The 22,042-nt window shown below is 48.8% G+C and carries 19 protein-coding genes; 9 read left to right on the top strand and 10 right to left on the bottom strand.

Annotation, left to right across the window (positions count from 1 at the left end; genetic code table 11):
• Positions 1–403 precede the first annotated feature (403 nt).
• Positions 404–1,279, top strand: coding sequence for a LysR family transcriptional regulator (locus CWO84_RS09930; protein WP_101052449.1), 876 nt, complete (start codon positions 404–406; stop codon positions 1,277–1,279).
• A gap of 453 nt (positions 1,280–1,732) precedes the next feature.
• Here the strand turns inward: CWO84_RS09930 and CWO84_RS09935 are convergent, their stop codons facing one another.
• The 10 genes from CWO84_RS09935 to CWO84_RS09980 all read right to left on the bottom strand — a co-directional run bounded on the left by CWO84_RS09935 (position 1,733) and on the right by CWO84_RS09980 (position 8,533).
• Positions 1,733–2,461 carry a hypothetical protein gene (locus CWO84_RS09935; protein WP_101052450.1) on the bottom strand — a complete coding sequence of 243 codons (729 nt, stop codon included), beginning with the start codon at positions 2,459–2,461 and terminating at the stop codon, positions 1,733–1,735.
• 2 nt (positions 2,462–2,463) lie between these two features.
• A complete protein-coding gene (locus CWO84_RS09940) occupies positions 2,464–2,955 on the bottom strand; it encodes a hypothetical protein (protein ID WP_101052451.1) in 492 nt (163 codons plus the stop codon).
• 15 nt (positions 2,956–2,970) lie between these two features.
• Positions 2,971–3,813, bottom strand: coding sequence for an AAA family ATPase (locus CWO84_RS09945; protein ID WP_101052452.1), 843 nt, complete (start codon positions 3,811–3,813; stop codon positions 2,971–2,973).
• Positions 3,814–3,918: 105 nt separating this feature from the next.
• Positions 3,919–4,437 carry a hypothetical protein gene (locus CWO84_RS09950; RefSeq protein ID WP_101052453.1) on the bottom strand — a complete coding sequence of 173 codons (519 nt, stop codon included), beginning with the start codon at positions 4,435–4,437 and terminating at the stop codon, positions 3,919–3,921.
• A 310-nt stretch (positions 4,438–4,747) separates the two neighbouring features.
• Positions 4,748–5,515, bottom strand: coding sequence for a hypothetical protein (locus CWO84_RS09955; RefSeq protein WP_101052455.1), 768 nt, complete (start codon positions 5,513–5,515; stop codon positions 4,748–4,750).
• Between the two features lie 203 nt (positions 5,516–5,718).
• Complete coding sequence (locus CWO84_RS09960) at positions 5,719–5,931, bottom strand: hypothetical protein (protein WP_101052457.1); 213 nt, start codon at positions 5,929–5,931, stop codon at positions 5,719–5,721.
• Positions 5,928–6,155 carry a hypothetical protein gene (locus tag CWO84_RS09965; protein ID WP_101052460.1) on the bottom strand — a complete coding sequence of 76 codons (228 nt, stop codon included), beginning with the start codon at positions 6,153–6,155 and terminating at the stop codon, positions 5,928–5,930. The genes CWO84_RS09960 and CWO84_RS09965 overlap by 4 nt, the downstream gene beginning before the upstream one ends.
• A gap of 84 nt (positions 6,156–6,239) precedes the next feature.
• Positions 6,240–6,482: a WGR domain-containing protein gene (locus tag CWO84_RS09970; RefSeq protein ID WP_101052461.1), complete on the bottom strand. Its 243-nt coding sequence runs from the start codon at positions 6,480–6,482 to the stop codon at positions 6,240–6,242.
• A 3-nt stretch (positions 6,483–6,485) separates the two neighbouring features.
• Entirely contained in the window at positions 6,486–7,106 is a 621-nt protein-coding gene (locus CWO84_RS09975; RefSeq protein WP_101052463.1) for a recombinase family protein, read from the bottom strand.
• A 488-nt stretch (positions 7,107–7,594) separates the two neighbouring features.
• On the bottom strand, positions 7,595–8,533 hold the full coding sequence (locus CWO84_RS09980) for a DNA-binding protein (protein ID WP_101052465.1): 939 nt from the start codon (positions 8,531–8,533) through the stop codon (positions 7,595–7,597).
• A 330-nt stretch (positions 8,534–8,863) separates the two neighbouring features.
• On the opposite strand from CWO84_RS09980, the gene CWO84_RS24140 reads away from it, so the two are divergent.
• The 8 genes from CWO84_RS24140 to CWO84_RS10020 all read left to right on the top strand — a co-directional run bounded on the left by CWO84_RS24140 (position 8,864) and on the right by CWO84_RS10020 (position 22,040).
• A complete protein-coding gene (locus CWO84_RS24140; protein WP_132324953.1) occupies positions 8,864–9,319 on the top strand; it encodes a hypothetical protein in 456 nt (151 codons plus the stop codon).
• A 90-nt stretch (positions 9,320–9,409) separates the two neighbouring features.
• Positions 9,410–10,762, top strand: coding sequence for a TolC family protein (locus tag CWO84_RS09990; protein ID WP_101052469.1), 1,353 nt, complete (start codon positions 9,410–9,412; stop codon positions 10,760–10,762).
• Entirely contained in the window at positions 10,759–12,288 is a 1,530-nt protein-coding gene (locus CWO84_RS09995) for an efflux RND transporter periplasmic adaptor subunit (protein ID WP_101052471.1), read from the top strand. The genes CWO84_RS09990 and CWO84_RS09995 overlap by 4 nt, the downstream gene beginning before the upstream one ends.
• Before the next feature lie 18 nt (positions 12,289–12,306).
• Positions 12,307–15,489 (top strand): CusA/CzcA family heavy metal efflux RND transporter, encoded by a 3,183-nt coding sequence (locus tag CWO84_RS10000; protein WP_101052473.1) that lies wholly within the window; start codon positions 12,307–12,309, stop codon positions 15,487–15,489.
• Positions 15,490–15,492: 3 nt separating this feature from the next.
• Positions 15,493–17,814 (top strand): heavy metal translocating P-type ATPase, encoded by a 2,322-nt coding sequence (locus tag CWO84_RS10005; protein ID WP_101052475.1) that lies wholly within the window; start codon positions 15,493–15,495, stop codon positions 17,812–17,814.
• A gap of 82 nt (positions 17,815–17,896) precedes the next feature.
• Positions 17,897–18,220 (top strand): hypothetical protein, encoded by a 324-nt coding sequence (locus tag CWO84_RS10010; protein ID WP_101052477.1) that lies wholly within the window; start codon positions 17,897–17,899, stop codon positions 18,218–18,220.
• A 1,062-nt stretch (positions 18,221–19,282) separates the two neighbouring features.
• Entirely contained in the window at positions 19,283–20,590 is a 1,308-nt protein-coding gene (locus CWO84_RS10015; protein WP_101052479.1) for a TolC family protein, read from the top strand.
• The gene (locus CWO84_RS10020) at positions 20,583–22,040 is read left to right on the top strand and encodes an efflux RND transporter periplasmic adaptor subunit (protein WP_101052481.1); all 1,458 of its coding nucleotides are present in this window, start codon (positions 20,583–20,585) and stop codon (positions 22,038–22,040) included. The genes CWO84_RS10015 and CWO84_RS10020 overlap by 8 nt, the downstream gene beginning before the upstream one ends.
• The last annotated feature ends 2 nt before the right edge of the window (positions 22,041–22,042 follow it).

Genomic DNA, 22,042 nt, shown 5'->3' on the forward strand with positions numbered 1-22,042 from the left:
AATATTAAAACATGCTATACCTGAATATTGTAGGTGGGAATGGAGGATAGCGGAGTAATAGTTATAATATATAACGCCTAAGCCTAGTTTTATTTCTGTGGTTTCTTAGAGTGTACGATAATCGGATCTGCAGCCAGAATTTTCGAGACGCTTCACAACATATAAAAAATATGCGGATGTTAGTGAGCAGCATGTCATCATTGTTAGTTGCGGCTTGCTGGTAGAACATACGGTTAAGGTCAAATCCCGTGATTTGTGAAATCGGGCACATTAACGTGATTTGGAGCACCCATGTGTGACTTCTGCGGGTCGAAACTGGTTAGTGGTTTAGGTGTTAAATTATTTACTTGTCCAGGCTGAATTAAATGCCTGCTCTAGGCTTTAGTTCAAATGCAGGCTTATCATGGAAATGCAGCAAATTCGTTATTTCTTAGCTATTTGTGATAAAAGCAGTTTTACACGTGCGGCAGAATCAGTATATGTCTCTCAGCCGTCTTTAACGCAAGCAATAAAAAAACTGGAAGATGAATTAGGTGGTGAATTATTTACTCGGGATCGATCTGGTTGCAGTTTGACAGCGTTAGGGCGTCTGATCGAACCGAATTTGCGGAACATTTTTCGAGAAAGCCAGGCGATTAAGGCTGACGCTATCCGTTTCACCCGGCAGAACACTGTGCCTTTGCGGATAGGTCTTATGTTAACTATTAGCTCGCAACGATTAAGTCCAATTTTAGCCGATTTTCAGCAAGAATTTCCCCTAATAGAAGTGGAGTTGATAGTCGATTGTGAGACTAATTTGCTGAAACAACTGTCTCTTGGCGGCTTAGATTTATTTATTAGCTCGCCAAGGGATTTAACTGATGGCTTTTATCAGTTTATGCCGTTGTATGAGGAACGCTATGTGGTGGCATTTAATGATAAGCACCGCTTTAAGCAATTTGAAACTATAGAATTAAGCGCCATTCAAAACGAGCCATTTCTGGATCGATTGAATTGCGAATTACGCGAAAAATTAAAAAGCGTATGTTTGGATAGGCAAATTGACCTGCGTCCGGCTTATCGCAGTAATAGTGAAGAATGGATACTCAATATGGTGCACGCAGGTATAGGCGTAAGCTTAATGCCGGAATTCACTATACCTAAAGAAGCAGGGAATATAAGTTTCCGTTACCTAGCAGACCCGGAAATCCGTCGTACTATTTATGCCATCTTTCCCCAGCAACTGGCGGCTAAACCGGAAGTAAAGAATCTGCTGGACAAATTACAAATGGATTTGTAGTGAATTTTCCGTCACTGCGATACCGGGTATCGGGCGGCCGTAGTGAACAAGACGCAGCCGAAGGCAATAGAGGGTGGGTGTTCCCGGGAGTTATGTTTTAGCTAGTGAGGCACCGCCAAACGAAAGGGGCGGAAACAGCAAGCCAAACCTAATGCTAGCACGCCTCATCTCGACTCTACCGATTAGTTGAGGTCGCCATTGGCTGCTTCGTAGCTCTCCAATTTGATAAATCTTCAGTGGGCTGACTGGCCGGATTGGAGAAACGCGAATGGCAGGAAGGGGTCGGTTTTACCCCTTCAATCCTGACAGAGCAAGTCCGGCCATTATGCGACATTCAAAGACTTTAGCGTATGGCAATAGTAAAACCGAAACCGAAACCGAAACCGGTCATTTAACGGCAACCACCACCGGCTTGCGCCTTTGGCGCGTCCGGTCGATGGTTTTTGTTACAAATTATTTTACATGTAGAGCTTGAAGAGCTTTTTCCGATAAAGATAAAGTCACAATATCTCGATTTTTATGATGCATCTTATGGAAAACCTCACTAAACATCACCGACAATGATGATACGTATAGCTTGACTATCTTCAGATACTTTTTGCTAGCTGTTAAAACTCTAGCTCTATCTATAGCAGGAAATTCACCCAATGCACTAATGCGCTGCATATCCTGTTCTGTTCCAGTATGTACTGATGAACACAAGTTCACATAAAGCTCATTTAGCTTTATGTGAGTATCCCGACCTATCCCCTTTGAGAAAAATGAGGTTGCTCCTGATATCTCAAAGACTTCATATACATTCTTTACTTGATGAAGCCCCTCGTTATCGAGACTACCGTGTGCCTTGACGAAATTTTCAATACTGCTTCTTAAGACCTGTTCAGCGGCTTTATAACAACCGTTGAGTATCAAGAAAAAAGAACTCCCTAATTCTGAAAATGACTCAGTCAAATACGACCAGAATATTTTAGTTTGGACTTCTTTCTGGGCTTTACTAAACGGTGTTACTGGCTGCGCACCCTGATGTTCTAGCTCTGCCATTATCACGAGCGCAGCATAATACCCTTTATGCATCGGCTTAATGGCACTATCAAAATCACCGTCACTGTATGCATCTTTGAGCGTATAACTATTTATGAACTCTACTAAGTTAGAATAGTCATCCTTTAAAGCGCGAGACATTGCTAATCCTTTGTTAAAGTTTGAATCATTTCATTCCAACTAAAAGAATCATCCTTCTTTTTCTTAGCAAGAATCTCTTTTCCTTTTTCGTCATTCACAAGTAATGATAAAGCTCCAACTAGATTCCCGAGCTCCTTTTCATTCAATTTATTTGTTTCGCAGACGATGTGGCCAATGATTTCATATTTGGATTTCTTGTGATGCCTTGGTATTTCTAGTTTCAATACAGTACTTGCAAATTCCGCGATATCATCGTTAGTTCTAAATAAAGAATCATCGAGAAATAAAGAAGGCAAAACCCCGGTCAAGAACTGAATATTCGGGTTCTTTGACTCATAGCTACCAACAGCTTTCCTTAGTTCAGAGGTTTCCCCCAAAGATTCATCGATAAGTAGCGATGCTTTTTTTAGGTCAATCTTAGAGTAAGTGTCCATCAGCCACGAAAACTCTTCGAGAAAACGTTTTAGTTTTAGTATTTCTTGCTTCGACAGCATTTTCGCACCCTTACTTTAGCTTTCCAATCCGATTCTATCGAGGAATTCAACAACAATTTTAGACAATGCAAGTTTTAGCTCACGATCGTTAGTATCTAAGATCAAACCTTGTTCACCTTGCTGTCTAGCCACTTCTGTTCTTTTTAACAGATGCTGGGCATATCGTTTACCTTTCCAGTAGTTGTTATTGTCAATAAAATGCTTTGCTCCTTTAAACACCTTGGTGTTTTCTTCGGCTATGGTTAACACTACGCCAGCACAGGACAATTTAAGCCCATAGTTTTTGGTCACACGGGAAATTACTGAGCGTAACAAATCAATACCCGTAGCAGACAATGGCTCAGGTTTGACTGGTACTAAATAATAGTCTGACGCAATAAGCGCTGACGACATCCACGCTGACGGTGTCGGCGGCGTGTCAATAATGACCACATCATATTCAAACTTTTCTTTAAGGTGCTCTATATAGATTTTTAATCTATTTTCCCTGCCTTGACCACCTGTCATGTCTAAGCGATAAAGCTCTAGTGCCCCCGGAAGTAAGTCGAAATTATCTTTTATCTTTAAAGGCTCTATCTCTTCTACTGATAACGGCTCTTTTGTATCCGCCCCAGCCACGACGCCAACAACAGGCCGAGGTGAATCATCAAATATATCAACGACAGTATGACGCTGATTATCCAAATGTTCCTTATAATCCTCACCGGAAACCACGCATTGCGTTGCGTTAAATTGTGGATCGATATCAACAACAAGAACACGCATATCATGTCGAGTGGCAAGGCAGTCTGCTACATTAACTGCCATTGTGGTCTTTGCCACTCCGCCTTTCATATTAACGAAACTGACAGACTTCATCTTCTATCCTTTAATAAATACCAAAAAATTTCAATAGCTAACCACAAACTATGCGGCGCGCCGAGGCGCGTCTGAGTGAGCGAAGCGAACGCCAAGAGTGACTGGTTAGCTTTTGACACCAAAATAGATGCCATTTTCAAATTCCTTTCTCATAAAGAGTATTTCTGTTCGAATCGGCTTTGGAGAGGCCGAAAAAATGATTAGCCCGAAAAACTCACCTGCATCAAGGTAAGGTAATAGACGAGCTTCATTTACTAGGGATGCTTTTGACTTGACCGTTTGACCCGGTTCAACAGTTAGCCGGTACATGCCATCCGGAAGTGAAAGCCGGATTAGCCCCGAAGAAACCTGCCTATTCATCGCGGGGGTTTCTGGTGCACTTAGATAGAATTCAGCTAGTTCCCCAACCTTGAGTGTCTCGGGCAGTTGGTTTTCTATAACTATCTGAAATTCGCCCAGCGACTTTGGTTTAGAGGCAATAGTAGTCGCCAAATTGTATGCAGGGATAACAAGTACTGTTACTAAAGCAATGACAATCAGTTTCCAATGGTTTTTGCCATGTACTTGTAGCCATCGTAGCTGTTTTATTAGCTCAGGGGCTTCAGGCTCTAATTCTGATGGCATTACTTATCCTTTTCTATTGGAGGTTAACAAGTTATTAAGCTGTTAATAGTATATCTACCGGCAAATGCTCTTTTACACGATAGTCTATTGATTAGCATATGCTTTTCCTTTCCGTATAACATCGGTGATAAGTAATAATAGCCGCTAATGATCAAATTGCCGTCATTGATTCAGACGAAGCCAACTACCGCTTTGGGTCGGTTTTGCTCCTTCAATTTTGACAGAGCAAGTTCGGCCATTAAGTGCCTATCAGGATAAGTCAAATAATGGCTGGTAAAGGCAATATATTCGCCATTCGAAAAGTTAGACATTACAAGTCAGATCTATTGTCTCGCACACTTTGTAACCAGTTTTCTGCAATATGACGAATAAAGATTTTCGCTTCAATTAGTGACATAGGATTTGGCGTATTTGGTCGATGTCCATAAGCGTGTCGAGCCATATCACCAGAAATTTCTGGGCTATGTACGGCGTCTTTAAAACGATTGAATTGATCTTTTGATATACCAAACTGTGTATGAAAATTTTCTCGATTCCCTGCTGGCCCCTGAGCTAGTTCATAAATTTTGTAAATTGTTTCACCGGATGGATTCTCAATAGCTAGCAACTCTAAAACCTTTTTCGCTCTTGGACTATAAAAAGCGGGTTCTAGCTTCGAACGTTGACGTTCTAGTTTTGCTTGATATTGCTGCTCTTCACGTTCGGCGTGCCATTGCTCTAATTCGGTTGCTGAAAGTCCATCTGGTGGATAAATTGTTATAGCGCAGGTACTTACTGTACTTGTCGATACCAATGACTCAACTTCAAGAAATGCATGGCGTCTTGGTGGATTCATGGAGTAATCTATGACTGACCCTAGTAAAAAATCGGTATCTATTTGTGCGGGGCCTTTTAACGCTTCTCTTACAGCCTTGGCTTTTTCGAATACATCTGCCGAAGTCAAGCAGGCATCAATAACTGGTGATGCTAAAGCTGGATATTCTATTCCTTCAACTAGGTTAAATCCTAATCCGCGAAGCAGGTCGGAAAGATTCCTTGTATTAAGACTCGTCTTTTGAATTTCTATTGCCCATCTCACATTTATGGCCTCATCTATTGGCAATCAATCGAATCATATGTCGCATGTCAAGTAATTTTAGTCGCTAAAAGTCCTATTGCAGCCATTTTTAATCAGATGCGGCGACAGACCTCATAGGGTCGAAACTGTAAATTCGTCATTTACTTCTGGCATAATCGTGTCGGAATCGATGGCCTGGTTTGACTCTACATCAGTGGCGGTTTTCAATCGGAATGGGTAGCTGGTTTGGATTGGAATATGCACCATTCCTTGAAATCGTCGGGTAATGGAATATCGATACCTGTCCTGCAATATCGGATTGTGCCAGATGTGGTGATATAGCCAACGCCACTCACATCACGTGGGATAGGTTTTTTCTTTTCTTTGTTCTCGGGTTTGTCGTCCGAATGCTCATCAGTTAGTATTTCTTCAGTCATGATTCATGTCTCCCGAAGGTAGCGCCATAAACGCGCAGCAGCTTGATAGCCTTCTTCAAAGTCAATGTTGTATCCACCGACGGCATAATGTTGACGGAGGTCTTGCCGTGCTTTGCGGCGAACTCGTCCACGGCTAACTCGCAGTCGATCAGGATCGCAGCCTTAGTCTCTGGGTTGGTAGCCAAGTCGCTAAATAACCCAGAGGGGCGTTGTTCATCTATCATGGTTTTAGCCCCTGATGTCTTTGTGGTGACTTGCTAACAGCGATTTCATGTAACGATCGCATAGTGCAAATGGAATCTCCAGCATCATCGTTCGGTGCGAATCGCTTGATAACCCTTTTTACATTTCGCCGTGCACAACTTATTTCCGGCGACGATGGCTTCTTCCTGGGTATCGAACCACTCCTTTCTGACGGTACCGGGTGACCCTACCCTGCCCCACTCCTTGATCAGCGACCAATCATCAAATAGACCCGGCGTCACAAACATCTGATAAAAACGATGCATGTTGTCTTTGTCATCGTGTCGTTCCATATATAAATGATTCATCGCTTACTCTCCAGAATAGTTGACCGACTTTTCACTTTGCGGTGATTTCATCGCCGCTTCCCGAATTCGCATAATGGTTTGCCGGGTAGTTTTAAAATCCCGAGCTAACTCCGAAACGGTGCTGCCAGCGGCCAATCGCTTGACAACTTCAGCACGATCTTCCGCATTGAGTGCCGGCGGACGACCAAACTGTTTACCCGCGGCCTTCGCGCGACTAAGGCCTGCTTGAGTGCGCTCAATTAACAGATCACGTTCAAACTCGGCGACAGCTGCGATCACCTGCATGGTCATCTTGCCGGCAGAACTGGTTAGATCAACCCCACCTAACGCCAGACAATGAACGCGCACCCCGGAATCGGAAAGGTGCTCGACCGTGGCTCTGACATCCATGGCGTTGCGACCGAGGCGATCCAGTTTGGTCACCACCAACACATCGCCCGCTTCCAGTCGCTCGATCAGTTTATTAAAACCGGGGCGTTCTTTCGCCGCGACTGAACCGCTGATGCTTTCTTCAATCAAACGATGCGGCTGAATGGCAAAACCGGCGGATTGAATTTCCAGGCTTTGGTTTTGGGTAGTCTGGTCCGTGGTCGACACTCGACAGTAAGCAAAGATGCGTGACATGCGCTAATTCCGTCCGAAATGGATGTACGAATTATAACACATGTCCGTAATTCAATAAGCCTACTTTAGTACATGGTTTTTAAAGACTGTCCGAAACCGGTCGATTTAGGACACCAATGTCAGAAGACGACTGCACGCCTTTAGATACCATTAATATAGGTGGTGTCATTTTCAGAGTCCGGCTTCACACATCAAGCCCCCAGACACGACCCTGCCAATCCCAGACTCATTGCCCTGACCTTCTAAGGTCCAACAATGACAGACATGCACCATGCGGCTCTTTTATGCCCAACAAATAATCACGGGCAGTATAGGTGTGCGCCCAATAATAAGAGCGAAAGCCATACGGTTTAACAACCGAGCCTTTAAAACCAATGAAAGTCCGACAACGATAACTGCTTATCCATCGATGCATAACTACTTTGGCCTGTTGCAATTGATTCACGTTCATCATCACTGAATTCTCCGTTTTTTAGCCGCAAAATGCCTTATACCTTTTTCGGTTTTTCGGCTTTTTCCGGTTGTTGGTTTCCAATGGCCTGCATCAACTGAGCGGCCTGGGATTTCATGGCTTCCAATTGGCCTGTTAGCTTGGCAAGCTCTTCTCGGGCTTTACCCGCCTCCGCTTTGGCGCCATCTCTTTCCGCTTCGAGCTTTATCAGCTTATCGGCGACTCGCTGTAGCTCAGCGGCAGCCCTTTTTCTCTCTTCCTTATGGGACTCTTCAGCGGCTTCCGCCTTAGTCTGTACTTTAGTCAGTTCCGTTTTCACTTTGTCCCGTTCTACCGCCAATTCTTGTGCCGCCCGCTTTTGATCCGCCAATGCTTGCCGGAATTGTGCTTGTTCGGCAACATGCTGCTCGCCCGCTACCTTCGCGTTTTTTTCGACCGCCTCTAGCCGTTCGCGTAAGGTAGCCAGTTCAACCGCTTTAGCTTGATCAGCCGCTAACACGTCGGCTAGACGTTTTTCCAACTCCCCTACCCTGGACCGTTCTTCCGCCAGCATTGCCTCTAACTCATCGACAGCTTGCGAAGCATCGGCAAGTTCGCGCTCCGCTTGGGCCTGCTGTTCGCCCGCAGCCCGCAAGACATCCGCCACCCGGCGCTCTTGGGTCTTGACGGCTTTGTCGTTTAACTCCACGGTCAACGTATTGATTTTGTCCACCAAGGCCTTGGTCATGGCCGCCAAAGTTTCAGCCACCTCTACAGGCAACTCTGCCACCGGCTCTGCATTGGTCACAGCCTGGCTGACATGGTGCCTATCCCACACTTCTTTCAGTCGTTTTGGATCACCGCCGCCGGTGAGTTTGCGCAACGCAAAGCCCGTTACATTCCGACTAGCCCTCACCAAAATCTCGCCGGCTTCAATGATGCGTTCATCGGTTATATCGGCGGGACGACCCACAGCGGAATCAAACTCTTCTTTCATGACGACCTCCATCAATTTGACTGTGCGCATAGTCTAGCACAAATCAAGAAACAAAGTAATTAAGAAACAAAGAAAGTAATAAACTAATTAAGTAAGTAAAAACGAAAGAAAATAACTGTAAAGAAAGTATTTGGAAAGGAAGAAAGTCGTGTCGGGTGCCACAATTAATGAAAAGTGTGTCAAATTAGTGAAAAACTAATGCCATAGATAATGAAATAACCCGACAGAACTGTTCGGCTAAAGCAATCAAGCAGCCTTTCAGGGTCATGCTCGCCGGTGTTTGTTCCTAAATGCTTGAATTATTTTGGATGGCGAGTATTCTTTTAAAGAATGGTTACCCTACTCCGCTTTAAAACTTGGCTTTCTATTGTGCTGATACTCGCAGTGCTCGGTCATTTTGGCTTGGGCCATCGAGATGTATCGTCCTTTGTGCTGTGTTTTGGGGCTGATGGCCATGTCGCTGTAGAGAAGACTGGAAGCGACCAATTCGCTCGTGTCAATGCTGCCACTCGTTTCAATGATGAGACCAATGCTCTTACGAGCGATGACGGTGATCCCTGCCCATCGCCTTGCACTGACATCCCTATCGATGGCGATGACCACATTCCCTTGCAACTGACGGAGTTATTAAAATTAGCGATTGATACCGGGCTTTTGCCGGTATTTTTCCTGATTTCGCTCTTGACTCTTTATGCCAAAGTCATCATTCGGCAGCCGGCATTTTTCGACCCGCCCTTCACCGATTCCAGACTGCTCGCCCTGCGCAGCACCGTTTTACTGATTTAGCCGACTCTCCTAGCCGTAACTCACCAGATGAAGACGCAGGTTCACCTGTGTCCGTGTTGACGTTCCCTCTATGCTACGGAGAAATTTTCCATGTTCTCGAATTATGTGCGGCCACTTGGCGTTGCACTGTGTTTATTGATTACTGCCGGCTCGGTCGATGCGAGTCCGGCAGACGACACGCTATTGCCGGCACAATCAGGCGATCTGGGTGCAAACGGTTCCAGTCGGCAAGCCATTGAGGAACCGACCGGTTCCCTGGTTTTGTCTCAAGTCTTGGCTTTAGCGCTAACCCAGAACCCCGAGCTATCGGCCTTTTCCTGGGAGAGCCGAGCACAGGAAGCCGCCACCCTCCAAGCGGGTTTGTTTCCCAATCCCACCTTCAATGCCAATGCCGCGAACTTTGGTAATCAGGTCATCAAGGGCTTCGATGGCGATGTCGTCACCTTGGAACTCAGCCAATTGATCGAATTGGGCGGAAAACGCACCGCCCGCATGGAAGCGGCATCGCTGACCAAACAATTAGCCGATTGGGATTACGAAACCAAACGAGCCGATGTACTCACCCAAGTCACTCAGGCATTTATTGACGTGTTGGCCGCCCAACAGCGCTTGACGCTGACACAGCAAATTCATGAATTGGCCAATCAGACAACGGTTACGACCGCTGCGCGAGTGCAGGCAGGCAAGGTATCGCCCGTTGAAGAAACCAAGGCTAAAGTTGCTCGCGCTTCGGTGCAAATTGAGCTGATGCGAGCCCAGAAAGAACTGGAAGCCGCCCGCAAGCGCTTAGCCGCCGGCTGGGGCAGCACGACACCGCGTTTTGAGACGGTAAACGGTCATTTGGAAAGTATACAAGCACCAGCTTCCCTGGACTCATTGGCGCAACGCCTCTCCAAAAATCCCGATTTAGCCCGTTGGGTCACCGAGATCACCCAACGTCAGGCGCTTATCACGATGGAAAAATCCAAAGCTATCCCGGATGTCACCGCGACTGTAGGCGCCAGTAAATTTCTGATGCCCAATGATTACGCCTTAGTCGTTGGTTTTTCGGTGCCATTGCCGGTATTTGACCGCAATCAAGGCCGTATTCAAGAAGCCGAGCATCGTTTGACCAAAGCGGAAGACGAATTGCGCAGCGCCGAGATACGCATCGCCACGGCATTGAACACCGCCTATCAGGCCTTGGATACCGCTCATTCCGAAATCATCACCTTGCAGCAAGACATTTTGCCGGGCGCCCAAAGTGCTTATGACGCCGCTCGCGAAGGCTACCGCTTGGGAAAATTCAGTTTTATGGACGTACTGGATGCACAGCGCACCCTGTTCGGCGCCAAAAATCAGTATTTACTGGCCTTGGCCGAATATCACAAGTCCGTGGCCAACGTGGAACGTCTGGTCGGCGGCAATATGAACGCGGACAGCCAACCCGAGGTATCACCATGAACACGATTAACAAAAAACAATGGACCGCTATTGCCGCGATTGTTGTGGTCGGCCTCTTGCTCGGCCTATTGATTTTGAGCATCGACAAATCGATGCCGGAAGGCGAGGAACACGGCGAAGAAAACCATGCAGCGGCTAAAGTCGATAGCGCCGAACATGCCGATGACGCCAGGCAGGCCCAAGGCCCGCACGGCGGCACTGTTTACAGCGACGGTGACTTTAAGCTGGAAATCCTGCTCAGCGAGGAAGGTGGTGAACCGCACTTTCGCGTTTATCCGTTCAATCAGGATAAACCGCTTCAGCCCGTTGCCGATCAACTCTCCGTGCAACTAAAGCGCCCGAGCGGCGAGCAACAGCGCATCGAGTTTGCGCCTGAAAAAGCGTATTGGCAGAGTATCCAGGCTATCGATGAGCCCCATGTCTTTGAAGCGAACGTGACGGCAAGGCATGATGGTCAGACGTTTCAGTTTGCTTTCAGTAAAGAAGAAGGCAAAGTAACCTTGAGCGATCAGCAAATCGCCGAAACCGGTATCTCGATTCAGACCGCAGGTGCAGCGCACATCATAAGCTCTGTCACTCTACCGGGTGAAATTCGCTTCAATGAAGATAAGACGTCTCATGTGGTACCGCGTTTGGCCGGCGTGGTGGAGAGCATTTCCGCCAACCTGGGCCAGCAAGTCAAACAAGGCCAGGTCATCGCCGTGATTGCCAGTACGGCGTTGTCCGAGCAGCGTAGTGAATTGTTGTCGGCACAAAGGCGACTGGAGTTAGCCCGCTCTACTTTTGCGCGGGAAAAACACTTATGGGAGGACAAAATCTCGGCGGAGCAAGACTACCAACAAGCCCGGCAGGCGATGCAGGAAATGGAAATCGCCGTTCATAATGCCCAACAGAAATTGATAGCACTCGGCGCAAGTCCTACCGTGTCGGCCAGCGGCGGCTCACTCAATCGTTACGAAATTCGCGCACCGTTCGATGGCATGGTGGTCGAGAAACACATCGCCATGGGAGAAGCGGTCAAGGAAGATGCCAGCATTTTCACCATTACTGACTTGTCCTCCGTCTGGGCCGAAATTATCGTCTCGGCGAAGGATCTCAATGTCGTGCAAGTCGGCAAACAGGTCAACATCAAGGCCACGGCGTTCGATTCTTCGGCAACCGGTACGTTGTCTTATGTGGGCGCATTGATGGGCGAACAAACCCGCACCGCTACGGCACGCGTGACGCTGGACAATCCGCAGATGGCCTGGCGACCCGGATTGTTTATCACGGTCGAACTGCCTACCAAGGAAAGTGACGTGCCGGTCGCGGTGGCAGCCGATGCCATCCAGATGATCAAAAACAAGCCGACGATTTTTATTCGGGTCCCCGGCGGCTTTATTGCTCAACCGGTCACCACCGGACTGTCGGATGGCAAAGTCACCGAGATCGTGGCAGGACTCATGCCCGGTACCGAATACGCTGTCAATGGCAGCTTCGTCATTAAATCCGAGCAAGGCAAAAGCAGTGCCGAGCACTCGCATTGATCCCCAGGAGTTCGCATCATGTTTGAACGACTTATTCGTTTAGCGATCGAGCATCGCTGGCTGGTTATCCTGGCTGTACTCGGTATGGCAGGACTCGGTATCTTCAATTACTCGATTCTGCCTATCGACGCCGTGCCAGACATCACCAATGTCCAGGTACAAATTAATACGACGGCACCGGGTTATTCGCCTTTGGAAACCGAACAGCGAATCACTTACCCCATCGAAACCGTCATGGCGGGTTTGCCGCATCTGGAACAAACCCGGTCGCTTTCGCGTTACGGCTTATCGCAGGTCACGGTGATTTTCCAGGACGGCACCGATGTCTATTTCGCCCGGCAATTGGTGAACCAACGTATTCAGGAAGCCAAGGATAAACTGCCTGCTGGTATCACGCCGGCGATGGGTCCCATTTCCACCGGTCTTGGCGAAATCTATTTATGGATAGTCGAAGCCCAAGAAGGGGCCAAAAAACCGGACGGTTCGCCTTACACCGCGACCGATCTGCGTGAAATCCAGGACTGGATTATCAAACCGCAGTTGCGCAACGTGCCGGGTGTCACCGAAATCAATTCCATTGGTGGCTACGCCAAACAATATCAGGTGGCACCGATTCCGGAAAAACTGGCGTCCTATGGTCTGACCTTGCAAGACATCGTTACCGCGCTGGATCGTAACAACAATAATGTCGGTGCCGGCTACATCGAAAAGCGCGGCGAACAATATCTGATTCGTGCGCCGGGCCAAGTGCATTCGATGGAAGATATTCGCAACATTATTCTCGGTAATGTCCAGGGTGTGCCCATTCGCATTCGCGATGTCGGCGAAGTCGAAATCGGCCGAGAACTGCGCACCGGCGCTGCAACCGAAAATGGCCGAGAGATGGTATTGGGTACGGTCTTTATGCTGATCGGTCAGAATAGCCGTGCCGTCTCGCAAGCGGTCGACAAAAAGATGACGGAAATCAACCGCACGCTGCCCGAAGGGGTGCAGGCCGTGACGGTCTATGACCGAACGGTACTGGTCGATAAAGCCATCAATACGGTCAAGAAGAACTTAACCGAAGGGGCAATTCTGGTCATTGTGATTCTGTTCCTGTTCCTCGGCAATATTCGTGCGGCCATCATTACCGCAATGGTCATACCGTTATCGATGCTGTTCACCTTCACCGGCATGGTGACATACCAGGTCAGTGCCAACTTGATGAGCCTTGGGGCACTCGACTTTGGTGTGATCATCGACGGTGCGGTGGTGATTGTAGAGAACTGTGTGCGGAGGCTGGCCCATGCTCAGGAGCATCAGGGGCGTTCGCTAACACGTCGTGAACGTTTTCATGAAGTGTTTACGGCGTCGAAAGAAGCACGGCGGGCACTGTTATTTGGCCAGTTGATCATCATGGTCGTGTACTTGCCCATCTTCGCGCTGACCGGGGTGGAAGGCAAAATGTTTCATCCGATGGCGTTCACGGTGGTCATTGCCTTGGTGGGGGCCATGATATTGTCGGTGACTTTTATCCCAGCCGCCGTAGCGCTGTTTATCGGCGATAAAGTCGCTGAAAAAGAAAATGTGGTGATGCAGAGCGCTAAGCGTATCTATGCACCGGTACTGGATAGCGTCATGAGCAACAAGCCGGTGATACTCACGCTTGCGGTGGTCACGGTGATTCTGTCGGGCCTATTGGCGACGCGGATGGGTAGCGAGTTTGTGCCGAGCTTGAATGAAGGCGATTTCGCCATTCAGGCGATGCGCATTCCCGGCACCAGTTTGTCACAATCAGTCGCCATGCAGCAGCAGATTGAACAGGCTCTAAAGCAGCAGTTTCCCGAAATCGAGCGGATATTTGCACGAACCGGCACCGCCGAGATCGCATCCGACCCGATGCCGCCGAATATCTCGGATGGTTACATCATGCTCAAACCACGCGAGCAATGGCCTGAACCCGATAAATCACGCGATGATCTGCTAGCGGCGATACAAGTGGCGGCCAACAAACTACCCGGCAACCTCTACGAGTTTTCCCAGCCTATCCAGTTGCGCTTCAATGAACTGATTTCAGGCGTGCGTAGCGACGTTGCCGTTAAAGTGTTTGGTGATGATATGGATGTATTGAATGACACGGCGACTGAAATTTCGGTAGTTATGGCAGCGATTCCTGGTGCATCCGAAGTGAAAGTCGAGCAAACCACCGGCTTACCGATGCTGACGCTCAATATCGACCGGGATAAAACTTCGCGCTACGGCTTGAACGTGGGCGATGTGCAGGATGCGGTGGCTACCGCGATTGGTGGCACCGAAGCCGGCACCTTGTTTGAGGGTGACCGGCGTTTCGACATTATCGTGCGTCTGCCGGAGAACCTGCGCAGTAATCTGGATGCCATCAACCGCTTGCCAATCTCATTGCCGCGCGGGCAAAACCGAGATGGACGAACCAGCTATATCCCACTGGCCGAAGTAGCCAGCCTGGAAATGGCTCCCGGCCCTAATCAAATCAGCCGCGAGAACGGCAAACGCCGAATCGTCATCAGTGCCAACGTGCGAGGCCGCGACATCGGCTCTTTTGTTGCCGAGGCCGAACAAAAGCTGCAACAGAAAGTCAAAATTCCATCCGGTTATTGGACAAGTTGGGGCGGACAGTTCGAACAGTTGCAATCGGCGGCCCATCGCTTGCAAATTGTGGTGCCTGTGGCGTTAATCCTGGTTTTCACACTCCTGTTCATGATGTTTGGCAACGCCAAGGACGGTTTGCTGGTGTTCAGCGGCATCCCCTTTGCGTTGACCGGCGGCTTGGTCGCACTTTGGTTGCGCGATATTCCAATGTCGATTTCGGCGGCAGTCGGATTCATCGCCTTGTCGGGTGTAGCAGTACTGAACGGGCTGGTGATGATTGCCTTTATCCGTGGTTTGCGCGACGAAGGCATGTCGCTGGATAAGTCGATTGTTGAGGGTGCTCTGACACGTCTTAGGCCGGTGCTGATGACCGCACTGGTAGCCTCGTTCGGTTTCGTGCCAATGGCCATTGCCACCGGTACCGGCGCAGAGGTACAGCGCCCGCTGGCGACTGTAGTGATTGGCGGCATTCTCTCGTCAACGATGCTGACATTGTTGGTATTACCGATTCTCTACTGGTTCGCGCATCGCCAAGACCAACCAATAAGTCCCATGATACCGGGAATACCGCAGATTGATTCCAACGAGGGTTAAACGATGAGTACCTGCGAGCCATCAGAAAAAACCTGTTGTTGTCCTGGCGAGAAACCGGATAACCACCAGCCAACGCCATCAAACTTGTCGAGTGGCATCACGTTCAAAATCGAGGGACTGGATTGCGCCGAAGAGGTCGCTACATTGAAAAGCGCGATAGGCCCGCTCGTGGGGGGCAGTGACAAACTGGCCTTTGATGTTTTAAACGGGCGCATGACACTGTTGTCTGATGCCGAGCCCGTGACTGAAAAAACCATCATCAAAGCGATAGCGGCAACGGGCATGCAGGCGGCTCGTTGGCAGTCCGGTCAGACCGATGCCGATGTCAAACAACTGCACCGTTCGAAGACCGGTTATACCGTGCTTAGCGGTGTATTTATCGCGGCCGGCATGCTGATTCATATCGCCATAGCCGGCGGCTTTGTGGATATTCAAACCATTTTCAGCTCGGCCAAAAACGGCACCCTGCAATGGGACGTGGTCACTGACTATCTGCAAAGCTTACTAAATGCCCATGCTCAGCAGGCGATGCCTTTGCCTGAAAAAATAGCCTTTGGTTTAGCGGTGGCTTGCGGTGCTCGGCATGTGATCGTTAAGGCGTTTTATGCCTTGAAACGCTTCCGAGCGGATATGAATTTGCTGATGACGATTGCGGTTATTGGGGCAATGTTCATTGATGAATGGTTTGAGGCGGCAACGGTCAGTTTTCTGTTTGCGCTGTCTCTGGCGATTGAGAGTTGGAGTATTGGCCGTGCCCGGCATGCCGTTGAAGCCTTGCTGGATTTAGCGCCCTCGACGGTGACGATCAAGGATGAAACCGGCCAGGAATGCGTGGTACCAGCGGCAGAAGTCAGTATAGGCACCCGTTTCATATTAGCGCCTGGCGCTAAAATCCCCCTGGATGGCAACGTAATTGCCGGTTCCAGTTCAGTCAATCAGGCGCCGATTACCGGTGAAAGCATGCCGGTTGCCAAGCAAGTGGGTGACGAGGTGTTTGCCGGCAGTATTAATGTTGAAGGGACATTGGAAATCCGATCCACCAAGTTGGTTTCGGATACCACCTTGGCACAGATTACCCGGTTGGTCGGCGAAGCTCATGGTAAGCGAGCCGAGGTCGAACAATGGGTGGAGAAATTTGCGCGTATTTATACCCCGGCTGTGATGCTGGTGGCGTTGGCCATGTGCATCATTCCACCGGTATTTTTCGAAGGAGGCTGGAACGAATGGTTTTACCACGCCTTGGTGTTGTTGGTCATTGCCTGCCCCTGTGCATTGGTCATTTCGACACCGGTCAGTATTGTCGCGGCCTTAGCGTGTGCAGCCCGACAAGGCATTCTGATCAAAGGCGGCATTTATATTGAAACACCCGCCCATCTGAATGCGATTGCCTTTGATAAAACCGGCACACTAACCTCTGGTGAACCCGTCGTCACCGGTGTTTATCCATTCAATAGTCATACCGAAGAAGAACTGTTAAGCCGTGCCGCCGCACTGGAAGCACGAAGCAATCATCCGTTGGCAAAAGCTATTTTACGCTATACGGAACAACGCGGTATCAACGTGGCCAGCGCAGACAATGTGACGGTTCTACCGGGTAAAGGTGTCACCGGACTATTTAATGGCACGGATTTCTGGCTGGGATCGCGTCGTTATCTGTTGGAGCGTAGCCAAGAAATCCCGGAAATCAGTGAAAAAGCGATTGCCCTTGAACAAACGGGGCAAACCGTGATTGCCATCGGCAATGATCGGCATATTTGCGGCCTCATTGCCGTTGCCGACCAGCCTCGCACTGAAATCAAATCGATTTTGCAAGCGCTGAGACAAAATGGCATTCAACATTTAGCCATGTTGACCGGTGACAATCGGGTGACGGCCACTAACATCGCGACCCAAATTGGCATCGATGAGATACACGCCGAATTGTTGCCCGCCGATAAAGTGAAGATCGTCAGTCAAATGGTCGAGCAATACGGACAGGTAGCGATGATCGGGGACGGTGTCAACGATGCGCCGGCGTTGGGACGGGCCAACCTGGGAATTGCCATGGGGGTGCTAGGGTCGGATGCGGCTATCGAGATAGCCGATATTGCTCTGATGGGCGATGACCTCTCCAAGCTGCCCTGGCTGATCGGACATTCCAAAAGAACACTGGCGATTATTCGACAAAATATTACGTTTGCACTGACGATCAAGGCTGCGTTCGCCGTTTTAGCCTTTGCCGGTGTGGCTACCCTATGGGAAGCCATTGCAGCCGATATGGGCGCTTCCTTATTGGTTGTAGCCAACGGATTGAGATTACTTCATCCCAAAAATACGGCCTTTTAAGTGCTCTGAATTTATTAAAGGGCACTTTAACATCATCAAAGCGCCTAGACATTACCGTTTCAAGATACCTTTGGAGATAACCATGACATTAAAATCACTGATTCTTTTAGTTTTAGCTGAATCCTTATTATCTGCTTGTAGCTTCATGGAGCCTCACGCCATGGATACTGACCTGGCTATACAGCATGAGACATTGGCCAAACACTTCCAAGACGAGGCCAACGAATTACAGACGAAGATTGAGGAACATAAAAAATTTCTCAGCCGATTTGACTCACAACGCTATGTTTACGGTAGACATGCGAACGATCTTAAAGCACATAGCCAAGAAGTGATTGATCTTTATCAGCAGGCCGTCACTGCAAACCGGGACATGGCAGAAATGTTGCGGGAAGCGGATCATTAGTTGTAGCACTTCGCCCTCTGCCTTGTCCGTTCTTGTACTATCAAACTTATAATTTTCGGATATATATTTGGATACCTATCACCAGACAAAAGTGAAAAGTGCGCCAAGTTAGTGAAAAACTAATGACACAAATAATGAAAAAATCCGATTGGCTTTGGCTCTTAGAACCTTAACGAGGGCCATACTGCAACTGTGTTGGCTTGATCGGCTAGCCAGTTGCCCTCTAATTGGCATAACCGCAGAATTCGGAAAAAATAGTACGCTAAGGTTTCGGTGTGGATAAGTTTGGGACTTGTGCTTATCGGGTCACTAGGTGACTCATGCGCGCATGAGGGGACAGCTAGTAAAACTATCAAAGCGATACTGCAAAAACTCACCGCTCGCGATACCTTGCTCTATACTTTAAAGAATGACGCTAATGAATCTTTGGCTTGAGCCAAGTATTCATTTTTTGTGTTGATAGGGAAACTTTACGCTTGGGATTGAATCCACGCTTTATGCGCGATAGGTTTCAAGAGCATTAAACACATCAATTGATCTTAGTGGCGAAATGACCGTGGGATTTTTTCGACATCATCACTATCAGACCGTTATGGTGCTGATCATGTTGACTAGCTGGCTCTTCATGCTGGTGTCGTCAACGTGTGCGATGCCGATGCCTGCGCAAATGCAAATACCAGTGACGGACACGATGCCAGTTGGTTGTTCCGATTCGGCGCATCATGGCGCCGCAGCGACGCAACTCTCACCAAACCAAAACTGTACACTCAAGGCGTGTCCGGACTCCCAGCCTAACCCCGCGCTAAATTTCAAAATCGATAAGCCTGATCTACCCGTTTTTATCTTGTGCCTGACTTGGCTAAGTATTTATATTTTTAGCCCATTACCCTGCCTTTTTACCCGTCATAGACAACGAAGACCGACTGCCAATCCCATACCGATACGCTATCGGTTCTGTACTTTTCTGAATTAGCCATTTCTCCCAGGTAACCCGCGCCTTGTAGGCGTGATAGGGCTTCATGCTTTGGCGTGAGTCTGTGTTTCCCTTGATTGGAGAAAATAATGTACCCCTTGTTTTACCCCACACCTGTTGATCGGGTGTCGTGGCCCTATTGGGCGCTCTGCTGCTATTTACTGATTTTTATCGGCGTAGTCCATGCCGATGAAGCTTTTTTGTCCCTGGAACAGGCTGTTGAACTAGCGCAGGCCGGTAACCCTGGTATCTCCGAAATTAAAGCGCGTGCCGAAGCATTAGCCGCCATTCCATCGCAAGAGGGCGCACTGCCAGACCCGACGCTTAATTTCGATACCTTAAATGTTCCCACCAACAGTCTCAGTCTTCGCAAGGAAGATATGACCATGATGGATGTTGGTATTAGTCAGACGATTCCTTTTCCGGGCAAGTTGGCCTTGAAGGAACAAGCAGCCGAACAAGAAGCCCTGGCGGCAGCCGACTCGGTGGATGTCGCCCGTTTGCGCTTGGTTCGCGACGTCAAACAGACTTGGTGGCGCTTGTTTTATTACGATAGGGCCATCAATGTCATTGCCGAAAGCGAACAATTTTTTCAGCAATTGATCGATACGGCCCAGTCCCGTTACAAAGTCGGTCAGGGGCAACAGCAGGATGTGATGCTGGCCCAATTAGAACTCTCGAAACTCAAGGATGAAAAAATCGAGCTGATCAGCATGCGCCACAGTACCGGCATTCAGATCAACACATTGCTCAGCCGCAACTCCGATACCTTGGTAAAACTGCCTGACCAAGCCGAGATCAAAACCCCGGTCTTGGTGGTTGCGGAATTGCAGGCACAAGCCATGGAACATAGCCCACGGTTCGAGCAGCATCACAAAATGCTCGGTGCCGCCAAGACCCGCATTGAAATCGCCGAAAAGGATTTTTATCCCGATCTGACACTGGGTGCCGGTTACGCAGTCAGACAAAACACCCCATCCGGCGAATCCCGTAGCGATTTTGCTAGCGTCAAACTCAGCATCAATTTACCGATCTATGCCGAACAAAAACAGGCCAAGGCAGTCGATCAACGCAATAGTGAGTTGCTGCAGGAGCAGTACGCCTTGCAGGACGAGCACAATAAAGTCCATGGTGAAATTGCAGCCAATACCGCCCAATACCTGCACGCAAAACAGCGATTAGCATTATTCGAGCATGAAATCATTCCTCAAGCTCAGCAAGCCGTCAGTTCTTTGATGGCCGGGTACCCTGTTGGCAAGACGGACTTCAGCAACTTACTGCGAACACAGTTGAGTTTGTTTCAGTATCAAAGCCAATACTGGAAATCGTTGGTCGAAACCCAGCAATTGCTGGCGGAACTATCGAACTTAATCGGTAAGGACCTGACACATGACTAAGCAAACTATTCTGGTCAGTGTATTGACCCTGCTCATTGGAATCGCCGGCGGCTTTTGGCTGGCGGATAAGCCGCAACCCATGGAAAAGACTGTGTCGGTCGCAGAGCATAAACCACGGTTTTATCGGCATCCGATGAATCCAAAAGTGACGTCTCCGACACCGGCAAAGGATGAAATGGGCATGGATTATCTACCGGTTTATGCCGATGAAGTCTCGCAGACAACCCAGCCGAACAAAGGCCGTATTCTGTACTATCGCCATCCCATGGGGGCGGCCGATACCTCGCCTGTGCCGAAAAAGGATGAGATGGGAATGGATTATCTGCCGGTTTACGAAGGCGAGGTAACGAGTTCTAAACTCTTGACCATTAGTCCGGAAAAAATCCAAAAGCTCGGCGCCAAAACCGAGAAAGTTCAATATCGGGATTTAGTGCGTTCTATCCGTGCGCCGGGCAGTATTCAAGTTGATGAGCGTCGGTTGCATGTCATCAATGCCAAATTCGAGGGTTGGATACAACGCTTGCTAGTTAATAGCACCGGACAATCTGTCAAACGTGGACAACCACTATTGGATATTTACAGCCCCGATCTTCTGACGGCGCAGCAGGAATATCTGATTGCCAAACAAGGTGAAGGTGCATTAGAACAGGCCAGCCCGCAGGCGCTTGCCACCGCCCAGCAACTCACCCGCAATGCCTTGCAACGCCTAAAAAATTGGGACATTGGCACGGCCCAATTAAAACGCTTGCAAGAGCGCGAACTCGTGATTGAAACTTTATTGTTACCATCGCCTGTCAATGGCGTGGTCATGGAAAAGCCCGCAGTAGAAGGCATGCGTTTTATGCCGGGCGAGGTACTGTTCCAAATTGCCGATCTGAGTCGGGTGTGGCTGATGGTCGATGTATTCGAGCCCGATTTAGAGTGGATTAAATTAGGTCAAGAGGTTAGCGTCAATATCAAGGCTTACCCTGATAAATCCTTTCATGGGCAAGTCAGTTTTATCTTTCCCACGTTGAATACCGACACACGCACCGTCAAGGTCAGAGTGGACATGGACAACGCCAAAGGTTTTCTGAAACCCGGCCTGTACGGTAGCGTTGAAGTATTAGCGACTCAACAACGACACCGAGAGCTGAGTGTCCCCGATTCGGCTATTCTCGATAGTGGTACGCGGCAGGTAGCACTGGTACAGCTCGATGATGGCCGGTTCGAGCCGCGCACCGTGAAGATAGGCCATCAGGCCAACGGATTCAGCGAAGTGCTTGAGGGTTTACAGGATGGCGACAATGTCGTCACCCGCGCTAATTTCCTGATCGATGCCGAAAGCAATTTGAAATCGGCGCTGGACAGTATGAGTAGTGCTGAGGCGATGCCAAAGGCCGAATCGAATCAGGACGATTCAGTGGCCATGCCAGAACATGAGCATAGTCAACATGTGATGGAGCACTAGCC

The sequence above is a fragment of the Methylomonas sp. Kb3 genome (assembly GCF_002834115.1).
Classification (GTDB): Bacteria; Pseudomonadota; Gammaproteobacteria; order Methylococcales; family Methylomonadaceae; genus Methylomonas; species Methylomonas defluvii.